Raw genomic sequence first — 11,988 nt, 5'->3', positions numbered from 1 at the left:
CTCGGCTTGCCGCAGCAGGCCTGTTGCTGCTGTGCGCCATGAGCGGTTCGCCGGCGCTCGCCGCGTGCGGCGAGCGCGCGGACGCCGGGCGTGCGCTGCGGCACGTGCCCTCGCCCGACTGGCGCGCGCAGGTCGTCTACTTCGCCGTGATCGATCGCTTCGACGACGGCGATGTGTCCAACAGCGACCAGGGCGCCGGCGAATTCGATCCGGCCGACCCGGCGAAATACAGCGGCGGCGACCTGTGCGGACTGACGCGCCGCCTCGACTACCTCCGCGAACTCGGCGCGACGGCGCTGTGGATCACGCCGCCCGTCGCGCACCAGTGGTGGAACGCGCGCGTGCATTACGGCGGCTATCACGGCTACTGGGGCCAGGACTTCCGCAAGGTCGACGCGCATTTCGGCACCCTGGCCGACTACCGTGCGCTCGCCACGCAGCTGCACGCGCGCGGCATGTATCTCGTGCAGGACATCGTCGTGAACCACGTCGGCGACTATTTCCAGTACGACGGCGCCTGGGACATTGCACATCCGGAACGCGGCTATGCGCCGAACGCGGGATCCCGGCCGACCGCGCGGCCGACACAGTGGCCGTTCTCGCGCAACGATGCGCGCCGCGCGCGCGACCGCCGCCTCGGCGCCTACCACTGGACACCCGAGATCGCCGACTTCGACGACGCAACGCAGGTGCGCGACTTCCAGCTCGCCGGCCTCGACGACCTGAACACGGAAAACCCGCGCGTGCGAACGGCATTGCGCAAGAGCTACGGCGACTGGATCCGCGAAGTCGGCGTGGACGCGTTTCGCATCGATACCGCGTTCTACGTGCCGCCGGATTTCTTCCGCGACTTTCTCTACGCCGACGAACGCGCCGCGCCCGGCGTGCTGCGCGTCGCCGCGGAGACCGGGCGCGAACGCTTCCACGTGTTCGGCGAAGGCTTCGGTCTCGACCGGCCGTTCGAGGATACGCAGGCGCGCCGCATCGACGGCTACGTCGGCGACGCCGACGGACCGCTGCTGCCGGGCATGCTGGATTTTCCGCTGTACGCGAGCGCGCTCGACGCGTTCGCGCGCGGGCGTGCGACGGCGGAACTCGGCTGGCGCATCCGCAGCCTTGCGCAGCGCCGCGGCGACCCGCACCTGCAGCCGCGCTTCATCGACAACCACGACGTGGACCGCTTCCTCGCCGGCGGCAGCGAGGCCGGGCTCCGGCAGTCCTTGCTGATGCTGTTCACCCTGCCGGGAATTCCGGTCGTCTACTACGGCACCGAACAGGGTTTCACGGTGCAGCGCGCGGCGATGTTCGCGCGCGGCGTGGATTCCGGCGGGCGCGGCCACTTCGACACGAACGCGCCGCTGTACCGGTATCTGCGCGACGTCATCGCGCTGCGCCGCGGCAACGCCGTGCTCTGGCGCGGCCTTCCGACGGTAGTCTTCGAGAACGCCGCCGGCGCGGGCGGCATCGCATATCGCATGGACGACGGCGACGAGCACGCCGTGATCGCGATGAACACCGCCGACGCGAGCAGCCTGCTCGATGCGATCGACACGGGCCTGCCGGCCGGCACGCGGCTGCGCGGCGTGTTCGGCATCCACGGCGTGCCGCCGGATCTCGTCGTCGGCGCCGACGGCCGCATCACGTTGGCTCTGCCCGCACGCGCGGGCAACGTCTGGCGCGTGGACGGCAGCGCGGCGAGTCCGTCGCACGCGGCACCGCCGCCCGAGATCGCGCCGCCCGGCGGCGACGCCGCCGGCGATGCGCTCGCCTTGCACGGCATCGCGCGGAGCGGCACGCCGTTCGCGCTCGTCGTCGACGGCGACCTCGCCCACGCGACACGAGTGACGCCGGCACGCGACGGCACGTGGCGCGCGCAGGTCGACACCGCGCACCTCGCCGAGGGGAACCATCGCGTGCTGGCCTGGGATGCGGAGAACGGCTCGGTCTCGGCTGCCCGCACGTTCCGTATCGCACGGGCCTGGGAGACCGTGCTCGACATCGACGACGCCGCCGGCGACGACCACGGCCCGGACGGCCGTTACCGCTATCCCACCGATGCGAGCTGGCGCGGCGTGCATCCGCTCGACCTGCGCCGCGTTCGCGTCGCGCGCGCGGGCGAAGCCTTGCGTATCGAAGCGACCATGGGCGATCTGCTCGCCGCGTGGAACCCGCCCAACGGCTTCGATCATCTCGCGCTCACCGTGTTCGTGCAGCTCGCCGGTCGCACGGACGGCGAGCGCGTCATGCCGCTGCAGTTCGCCGAGCTGCCCGACGGTATGCGCTGGCATTACCGCCTGCGCGTGAACGGCTGGAGCGGCGCCTGGTTCGGCAGCGACGACGCGGATGCGATGCGCGAAGGCACGCCGCTATCGTCATCGCCCGCCGTGCAGGCCGATCGCGCGCGCCACACGCTGAGCCTGACGATTCCGGCGAACCTGTTCGGCGCTTCGCTGTCGGGCGCCAGGCTGTACCTCGCGACCTGGGACTACGACGGCGGCTACCGGCCGCTCGCGCCGGACGCGGCGAGCTTCGGCTTCGGCGGCGCCGCCGCCGATGCGCCGCGAGTGATGGACGACAGCGCGGTGCTGCAACTGCCGCGCTGGCGCTGACTCGCAGGGACTCTCGATGCGCGCGACGGACGCACGGGACGGCCGATCGGCACAGCGGTGTTGCGGCAATTTCCGTGTCGCCGATGAATACGTTTGCAGTCGTACATGCCGCGGCGAGGCGCAGGTAAGCTTCGTCGTCGTTCGCTGCATGACAGTGCGCGCCACGCGGCGGGCGCGGGGAAAAGGTCTCGGGGCACAGGCATGAATCCACAAGCGTGGTGGCGCGGAGCCGTCATCTACCAGATCTATCCGCGCAGCTTCCAGGACAGCGACGGCGACGGCGTAGGCGACCTGCCCGGCATCATCGAGCGCCTCGACTACGTCGCCGCGCTCGGCGTCGATGCGATCTGGATCTCGCCGTTTTTCAAATCACCCATGGCGGATTTCGGCTACGACATCGCCGACTACCGTGCGGTCGATCCGCTGTTCGGCACGCTCGCCGATTTCGACCGCCTGATCGACAAGGCGCACCGCCTCGGCCTCAAGGTGATGATCGACCAGGTGCTGAGCCACACCTCGATCGAGCACGACTGGTTCAAGGAAAGCCGCGCGAGCCGCGACAATCCGAAAGCCGACTGGTACGTCTGGGCCGATGCGAAACCCGACGGCACGCCGCCGAACAACTGGCTGTCGCTGTTCGGCGGCGTGGCGTGGCAGTGGGAACCGCGCCGCGGCCAGTATTTCCTGCACAACTTCCTCGCCTCGCAGCCCGACCTGAATTTCCACAACCCGGACGTGCGCGCGGCGACCCTGGACAACGTGAGGTTCTGGCTCGAGCGCGGCGTGGACGGCCTGCGTCTGGACGCGATCAACTTCTGCTTCCACGACGTGCTGCTGCGCGACAACCCGCCCAAGCCGCCGGAGCTGCGCACCGGCCGCGGCTTCAGCCCGGACAATCCGTATGCGTTCCAGTACCACTGGCACAACAACACGCAGCCGGAAAACCTCGCGTTCCTGAGCGAGTTGCGCGCGCTGCTCGACCGCTATCCCGGCGTGGTCGCACTCGGCGAGATCTCGTCGGAGGACTCGCTCGCGACGATGGCCGACTACACCGGCGACGGCCGCCTGCACATGGGCTACAGCTTCGAGCTGCTGACCGAGGATTCCTCGGCGCGCCACATCCGCGACACCGTCGCGGCGCTCGAAGCGCAGATGCGCGAAGGCTGGCCGTGCTGGGCCATCTCCAACCACGACGTCGCGCGCGTGGTGTCGCGCTGGCGCGCGGAAGCCGCTCCGGCGTACGCGGCGAGCACCCTGTCGGCGATGACGTGTTCGCTGCGCGGGTCGGTCTGCATCTACCAGGGCGAGGAACTCGGCCTCAGCGAAGCCGACGTGCCGTACGAACTGCTGCAGGATCCTTACGGCATCGAGTTCTGGCCGAACTTCAAGGGCCGCGACGGCTGCCGCACGCCGATGCCCTGGGACGGCAGCGCGCAGGGCGGCTTCACCGGTGGCACGCCGTGGCTGCCGCTGCCCGACGCGCACCGCGCGCGCAGCGTGGCGACGCAGGAACACGACGCCGGCTCGCCGCTGCAGCGCTTCCGCCGCTTCCTGCGCTGGCGCCGCACGCAACCGGCCTTGCGTTGGGGCGAGGTGCGCGACATCGCCGCCGACGGCAACGTGCTCGCGTTCGCGCGCGTGCACGAAGGCCAGACCTTGTACGCCTGGTTCAACCTCGCCGACACGCCGCGCACGCTTGCGCACGACCTGCCCGCCAGCGCCCGCGTACTCGACGGCCATGGGCTCGTCGGTGGCGCGTTGGCGGCGCAGTCCGTGGAGCTGCCGCCGTACGGCGTGCTGTTCGTCGCGGCGGAGTGACAAGACTTCGCCGCTGCGCCGTCGCGGCGCAGCGGGAGTCGTCGGGCGCAGCAGATACGAGACCCGCAGGCCTCAGGCGCGGTGTGAGTACGGCAGACCGCACCGCCGTGCCGAACGTACAGGCCGCAGCAGCCGGCACCGCAATCGCTGTCACCGCGCTTCACGGCAAAACGATCGCCGATTCGCCACCGCTCAAGACCAGCACGCGCGACGGCGCGGCATTGCCGGCGGATGCGCCCGCCGCGACGCTGCCCAAGGTCAGCGTGGCGCCGGGCCGCACCGCGCTCCAGGCGCTGATGCGCTCGCGACCGTCGGCGCCGCGCGCGAACAGGCGCACGAGCACGACGCCGGCGACGCTGCGGCTTTCGATGCGCACTTCACGCGATGCGGCGCGGACGATCAGCAGCGGTGTCGTCGCCGCGCCGACGGAGGCCGGCACGACGACGTCGGTCAGGCCGTCGCCGTCGAGTACCGCCGTCGCCGGCGCGCCGTCGACGACGGGTGCCGATGCGCCGTCGCCGCCCGTCGCGTCGAAACCGTCGCGGAACACGACCAGCGTGTTCGTGTCGGCGAGAGCGCCGGCCGCACTCGTGACGCCGAACGTCACGTCGTCGTCCGCGGCATCCGCGCGCACGCGTACGCCGGCCAGCCAAGTCAAGGTGCGTCCCGGCTGCACGGTGACGGTGAACTTCAGGGGATCGTTCGCGTCCTGGCTGCACTGGGCATCGCCGCCGGGAACGAAACAGTCGATGCGCAGGCTGTCGCGATCGAAACCGCCCGACAACGTGAACGTCACCGGCATCGCCGCCGCCGTGCTGCCCGCATTGGTCAAGGTCGCCACGTAGTCGACGACTTGCCCGTAGCGCGCGTAGTCGCGGCCGTCGCCGATCAGCAGCGCGAGCGGCGGCGCGGTCACGGCGATCGTCACCGTCGCCGCCGGCGAAACGCCGTTGACTGATGCGACAGTGAACGTGAAATCGTCGGGGCCGATATAGTCGGCGGCCGGCGTATACGTCAGCACGCCCGTCGAGGCATTCAGACCTTTGATCGTGCCGTGCGCGGGCGCCGCGGCGATCGCATAGGTCAGTGCATACGGACCGCCGATGTTGCCGTCGCTGCCGGCGAGCTGGATCGTCCGGGCCGTGTCGAGCACCGCGCTCACCGATTGCGCCTGCGCCTGCAGCGGCGCGGCGGCCTGCACGGCGATCGTCGCGGTCGCGGTCGCTGCGTCGTAGTTCGCGTCGCCCGCCTTGGTCGCACGCACGACGCAGGCGCCCGCGCCGGTCGCCGTGGCGACGCTGCCGGCGATGCTGCAAGGACCGCTGTCCACGGCATAGCCGACGGCGCCGCTGCCGGAACCGCCGCTGGCGGCGAGCTGGCTGGTCATGCCGGGAATCAGCACGTCCGGCGTCGCGACGAGGTCCAGCGCCGCCTGCGCGGCGCGCTCGATGGTCAGCGCGACGAGATTGCCCGCCGCCTGCACGAAAATGTAGTTGCCGTCGTTCGCGTCGAGGCCGCCGCCGGTGACCGGATACTGGCCCGGCGCGCTCGCCGCAGTCGCCGTCGTCGTGAAGCCCAATGTGCCGGTGGTGGCCGTGGCCTGCGACTCGCCGGGGACGAAGCCGCTCACCGTGCCGACCAGGCCGGCCGGCGTGGTGCCATAGGGCATCGTCGCCGGCGTCGCCGTGTAGGTCAGCGTGGCAGGGGTGATGTCGGCGCTCAGGCCGGTCGGCTGGGTCAGCGTGTAGTTGCCGGCCGCGCTGCCGCCGATCGTATGGTTGGCCGTCACCGCGATGCCCGTGCCGACGTCGGCCTGGGCGAAGGTGCCGGCTTGCGTCAACGTCACCGTGCCCAGGTCCGCCGCCAGCACGCCGACGAGCGTGCCGCCGGCGAGCGTCGCCGCCGTGGTGCCGTCATAGGTCTTGTTCTGCACGGTCGTGCCGGTCACGTGCAGCGGTGCGGGTTTCACGTCGATCGGTCGGGTCGTCGTCACGCTCGCGTAGCGGACGGTGTCGTCCGGCGTGAAGGTCAGCGACAAGGTCTGGCCGTCGCCGGCTGGCAGCACGGCGCCGACGGCCGGCGTGAAGGCGAACGTGCCGGGAACGGCGCCGTCGTCGACCGTCGCCGAGGCGCTCAGTTGCGCGGCATCCAGCGGCGTGCCGTAGGTGATCCAGCTCGCCGGCGACCATTGAATCACGGGCGTCGCCCGAGTCACGTCGACGGTGTTGCTCGCCGGCGATTCGAGACCGGCCCCGACCGCGTTGCTGGCGTAGACGTAGAACGTGTAGCTGCCCGGGTCGAGCGAAGAGAACACGGTGCTCGTGCACGGCGCGGTGCAACTCGCGGAAGCGCCGCCGGGCCAGGCGATCGCGGTGTAGCTCGTGACCGGCGACGTGCCGCTGTCCGCTACCGATGTGAAATTCACCGTCGCCCGCAGAGTGCCGCCCACGGCAGTGGGTGCGGCCGGCCGGCCCGGCGCCAGCTCCACCGTCGAATAGCGCGCCGCGCTCGGAACACCGTTCACCCATGCGCGCACCACTACCGGGCCTGCAGGGAAGCGCGGGAACACGCCCATGAAGCTGGTATCGCTCGTTGCAACGAGGTCCCAGCTCGGCACGAAGCGCATCTGGCCGTTGTCGATGCGCTGCACCTGGAACACCGGCGCGTTGCTGGCGGAACTGTTCGACGCGCCGCCGCTGCCTTCGCGCCACGGCATGAAGCCCGTCGCCGTCGCGGCGTTGGCGGCGGTCGTGCTGCCGGTACTGCTCGCGCTGAGAAAGTGATTCTCCGCGAGGGAGGCGCCGACCGCGTTCAAGCCCGGCTGCAACGCATTGACCGGGGCGAGGCCAGGGTCGTAAAGCTCGGTATTGCTGCGAACGGGCCCCGTGTTGGTTGCTCCGCCCGTCACGAGCACCTGGCCCGACATCAGCAGCGTCGCCGCGGCCCAGTAGCGCGTCTCGGCCAGATTGCCGGCCGCGCTCCAGGCATTGGCCGCCGGGTCGTACGACTCGGCGCTGGCGAGCGTGACGCCGCTGCCGTTACCGGCCACCACCAGCACCCGGCCCGAAGGCAGCAAGGTTGCGGTGTGCATATAGCGCTTTGCCGCCAGCGTGCCGGCCGCGCTCCAGGTGTTCGCGGCCGGATCGTACCGTTCGGCCGTCGCCAGGATACCGCTGCCGCCCGTTCCACCCGCCACCAGCACCTTGCCGGAGGGCAGCAATGTGGCGGTGTGCCGCATGCGTGCCGCCGCCAGCGTGCCGGCCGCGCTCCACGTGTTCGTCGACGGGTCGTACAACTCGGCGCTGGTCAGAAAGCCGCCGCTGCTGTCGCCGCCGGCCACCAGTACCTTGCCCGAGGTCAGCAAGGTTGCCGTGTGGTTGATCCTTCCCGTCGCCATCGGAGCGACCGGGCTCCACGTGCCCGTCACCGGGTCGTACAGCTCGGCGCTGGCGAGATAGTTGCCGCCGCCCGCCACCAGCACCTTGCCTGACGCCAACAAGGTCGCCGTGTGGCCGGTGCGCGGCGCAGCCAGCGTGCCGGCGACACTCCAGGCGTTCGTCGCCGGGTCGTACAGCTCGACATCGCCGCTGCTGCTGGAGCCGCCCGCCACCAGCACCTTGCCCGAGAGCAGCAAGGTCGCCGTGTGGCGATAGCGCGCCACGGCCAGACTGCCGGCCACGCTCCACGTGTTCGTCGACGGATCGTACGACTCCGCGCCGGTGAGATAGCCGCTGCCGCTGTCGCCGCCCGCCACCAGCACCTTGCCCGAGGGCAGCGGCGTCGCCGTATGCCCGGCACGCCCCGCGACCAGTGCGCCGGCCGCGCTCCACGCGCCTGCCGCCGGGTCGTAGAGTTCGGCGCTGGCGAGCCGGGAACTGCCGTCATAGCCGCCCGCCGCCAGCACCTGGCCCGAGGGCAGCAAGGTCATCGTGTGATACTCGCGCAACGCGGCCAGCGCGCCCACCGTGCTCCACGCGTTCGTGGCCGGGTCGAACACTTCGGCACTGCCGAGAGCGCCGCTGCCGACATCGATGCCGCCGGCCACCAGCACCTTGCCGGAAGGCAACAGCGCTGCCGAGTGGCTGTACCGCGCGATGGCCAGCGGGCTGGTCGCGATCCACGCGTTCGTCGCCGGGTCATACAGCTGGGTGCTGCCGAAAGCGCCGGACTGCATTCCTCCCGCCACCAGCACATGACCCGAGGGCAGCAAGGTCGCCGTGTGGCTGGAGCGCGCGATCGGCGTGCCGGCCGGGCTCCACAGGTTCGTCCCGGGGTCGTACACCTCGGCGCTGGCCGACAGAGGGCCGCCGCCGGCTCTCCCGCCCGCTACCAGCACCTTGCCCGACGACAACAGCGTGGCCGTGTGGGCGTAGCGCGCGTTGGTCAGCGCACTCGCGGCGCTCCAGGCATTCGCTGCCGGGTCGTACAGATCGGCGTTGGCGCGGTCGGTGCCGTTGTATCCGCCGACCACCAGCACCTTGCCCGACGGCAACAAGGTCGCGGTGTGGGCGTAGCGCGATACCGGCATGTCGCCGGCCGCAGCCCATGCGTTCGTTGCCGGGTCGTACAGCTCGGCGCTGGCGTAGCGGGTGGAACCATTGCGCCCGCCCGTCACGAGCACCTTGCCCGAAGGGAGCAAGGTCGCCGTGTGGTCCGTGCGCGCCGCCGCCATGCTGCCCGCCGCGCTCCAGGCGTTCGTTGCCGGATCGTACAGTTCGGCGCTGGCGAGGATGCCGGCGCCGCCGGCCCCGCCCACCACCAGCACTTTGCCGGAAGACAGCAAGGTTGCCGTGTGGCCGTAACGCGCCGTGTTCAGGCCGCCCGCGGGCGCCCAGGCATTGGTGACGGCCGCCGCCGGCGCCGCAACCAGTGCGAGCACCAGCAGCACGAAGGCGACGGCCTGCGCGCGTGCGCGCGCCGCCAGCACGTGTGCCGTCGCGGCGGCACGGCCAAAGATCGGTCGATTCATACGGTCCCCCCGTTTTTTCCGTCGAACATCTGCAGGGCCACGTCACGAGCGCCGCTGCCGCAGAGACGCTTCCGCGCATCCATCCCGCAGCCGTGGCGAACGTAGCCTGGTCGCGAGCGAGCCGGATGGCCGCACGACCGCGCAGGCACGCCATCGGGATCCCCCTGTCAGGAATTCGCGATCACGCCGATCCTCACAAATCGCGTCTCGACGAAATACCCGCCAAACAGAGGGCAGCTCGAGAAACGTCGAGGCATCCGCGGCACGGGAGCATGCCGCTCGCGATCGAGCGCGTACGCGCCCGACCGGCGCAGACGAGTCCGGACCTGCGCCGGACTCGTCGACTCAAGAAAGTCGGAACGACGGTATTTCGAGATTCCCGGAGAGAAGGACGGCAGGATTCCTCAGCCGAACCACAACGCCATGAGTTCGGCGCGGCCGCACACGCCGAAGCGCGTATGCAGATCGCCGACGTACTTGTGCACCGTCGCGGGTTTCTGGCCGAGGCTGGCGGCGATCTCGCGCTCGGTGTCGCCGCGCAGCAGGCCGAACAGGATGTGGCGCTCGACCGGACTCAGGAGCTTGTCGCCGCCGAGCAGGCCGCGGCTCATCAGCAGCTGCCGATGCAGGCTGCGCACGCCGCGCAGCGCGCCGGCGGCGATCGCGACGTCGCGCAGCGAGAACGGACGGCCGCGTCCGCCGTCCACGCGCGTGCGGTAGCGGTCGATCAGGAAGAACGATTCCGCATCGCCGTTGACCGGAAACCCGACGGTCATGCGATCGACGATGCCCGGAATGCGGTAGTAGAGCCGGTAGTGGTCCGTGCGCTTGAACGCGGCGAAGTCGAGAAAGTCCGGATCGCGCAGGCAGTGCGCGCGAAACCTTCCCGCCCCGGCCAGCGACGCGGTTCCGGTCATCCCCGCGTGCACGAGGCGCACCTCGTCGCGATGCGAGCGTTCGTAGTAGCCGCGCGTCAGCCGCCCATAGTGATCCGTCGCGTAGTAGCGCTGGTGCTGTTCGCGATACGCCGACGGCTCCTCGCGCAAGGTGACGCGCCCGCGCAGGCGCCAGCCGAGAAACGGATCGTCCTTCGCACGCGCGCCGCGCAACACGCGCACCGCACCGATCCAGATCGCGTTGTCCGCGTTCACACACTGCGTCAGCCACTCCAACAGGCACTGCAGCTGCGCGTCGGTTTCGCCGACCGGAAAGGCCGCGAGCCTGTCCCACAACGCGAACGTGGCCGCATCGACGGCAAGGGCAGGCGACGGTTTCGGTCGGGCGGTCATGGGCCGGAAGGCTAGCCTGCGTGCGCGGCGATACGCCACTCGCCGCAGCGGCGGGCTCGCCATTGCGACGAAGGATGTCGCGACACGCGCGAAGCGTGCGGATGCCGCGGGCCGCGGCGCGCGCCGGCGGACCGCGGCACCTTCCTGAAAGCCGGCAGATTCCGCGGCAGCCGCCGACGCCGCGCCTGCCGTGGGGTACTATCCGCCGACACTGCCCGCCGCTTTCGTATGACCGATCAACCCGACCGCGCATCGCCGCCGGATGCCGAGCCCACGCGCTCCGGCGCCCCCTGGCGCCTGTCCGTCGCGCCGATGATGGACTGGACAGACCGGCATTGCCGGTATTTCCACCGGCTGCTGTCGCCGCATGCACGGCTGTATACGGAGATGGTCACGTCGGCGGCGCTCGCGCACGGCGATCCGGCGCGGCTGTTGCGGCACAGCGCGTTCGAGCAGCCGGTCGCGCTGCAGCTCGGCGGATCGGATCCGGCCGAGCTAGCGGCCGCGGCGCGGCTCGGCGAAGCAGCCGGCTATGTCGAGATCAACCTCAACGTCGGCTGCCCGTCGGACCGCGTGCAGTCGGGCCGCTTCGGCGCCTGCCTGATGCGCGAGCCCGCGCTCGTGGCCGACTGCGTCGTGGCGATGCGCGCGGCCGTGGCGATTCCGGTCACGGTCAAATGCCGCATCGGCGTCGACGAGCAGGACGACTATCACGACCTGCAGCAGTTCACCGAGCGCATGGTCGGCGCCGGCGTGGAAACGTTGATCGTGCATGCGCGCAAGGCATGGCTGAAGGGCCTGTCGCCGAAGGAGAACCGCGAGGTTCCGCCGCTGAACTACCGGCGCGTCTACCAGCTGAAGCAGGATTTCCCGCAGCTGTGCATCGTCATCAACGGCGGCATCACGAGCGAGGAGGCGGTCGAGGAGCATCTGCGCCATGTCGACGGCGTGATGCTCGGGCGCGCGGCGTATCACGATCCCTACGTGCTCGCGCGCGTCGAGCACCGCCTGTACGGCGAACCGCTGCCCGAACGCGACGCGGTCATCGAACGCCTGCTGCCGTACATCGAGGCCGAGCTCGCCGCGGGCACGGCGCTCAAGCACATCACGCGGCACCTGCTCGGGCTGTATCAGGGTCTGCCCGGCGCGCGCGGTTTCCGGCGCGTGCTCAGCGAGCGCGCGCACCGCAACGACGCGGGCGTCGAGGTGATCCGCGCGGCGCTGGAACAACGCCATGCGCCCGCAGCCGCGGCCTGAGCGCGCGTTCGCCGTTCTCGCGCTGATCGCCGCGGCGACGGCGCTC

The 11,988-nt window shown here is 70.8% G+C and carries 5 protein-coding genes; 3 read left to right on the top strand and 2 right to left on the bottom strand.

The features are described 5' to 3' along the window. Window positions 1–38 precede the first annotated feature (38 nt). Both NON22_RS04030 and NON22_RS04025 read left to right on the top strand, forming a co-directional pair. Window positions 39–2,609: an alpha-amylase family glycosyl hydrolase gene (locus NON22_RS04030; protein ID WP_257385627.1), complete on the top strand. Its 2,571-nt coding sequence runs from the start codon at window positions 39–41 to the stop codon at window positions 2,607–2,609. 201 nt (window positions 2,610–2,810) lie between these two features. Then, window positions 2,811–4,427 carry an alpha-glucosidase gene (locus NON22_RS04025; protein ID WP_257385626.1) on the top strand — a complete coding sequence of 539 codons (1,617 nt, stop codon included), beginning with the start codon at window positions 2,811–2,813 and terminating at the stop codon, window positions 4,425–4,427. A gap of 160 nt (window positions 4,428–4,587) precedes the next feature. On the opposite strand, the gene NON22_RS04020 is transcribed toward NON22_RS04025, so the two are convergent. Together NON22_RS04020 and NON22_RS04015 are read right to left on the bottom strand one after the other, a co-directional pair. Further along, window positions 4,588–9,396 (bottom strand): Kelch repeat-containing protein, encoded by a 4,809-nt coding sequence (locus tag NON22_RS04020; protein WP_257385625.1) that lies wholly within the window; start codon window positions 9,394–9,396, stop codon window positions 4,588–4,590. 404 nt (window positions 9,397–9,800) lie between these two features. Next, a complete protein-coding gene (locus NON22_RS04015) occupies window positions 9,801–10,685 on the bottom strand; it encodes a helix-turn-helix transcriptional regulator (RefSeq protein ID WP_257385624.1) in 885 nt (294 codons plus the stop codon). Window positions 10,686–10,913: 228 nt separating this feature from the next. Between NON22_RS04015 and dusA the strand changes: the two genes are divergently transcribed. Further along, on the top strand, window positions 10,914–11,942 hold the full coding sequence (dusA, locus tag NON22_RS04010; protein WP_257385623.1) for a tRNA dihydrouridine(20/20a) synthase DusA: 1,029 nt from the start codon (window positions 10,914–10,916) through the stop codon (window positions 11,940–11,942). Window positions 11,943–11,988 lie beyond the last annotated feature (46 nt).

The sequence above is a fragment of the Tahibacter caeni genome, from assembly GCF_024609805.1.
GTDB lineage: Bacteria > Pseudomonadota > Gammaproteobacteria > Xanthomonadales > Rhodanobacteraceae > Tahibacter > Tahibacter caeni.
The sequence above is the reverse complement of the archived record's forward strand: the minus strand, read 5'-3'. Positions and strand labels throughout refer to the sequence as shown.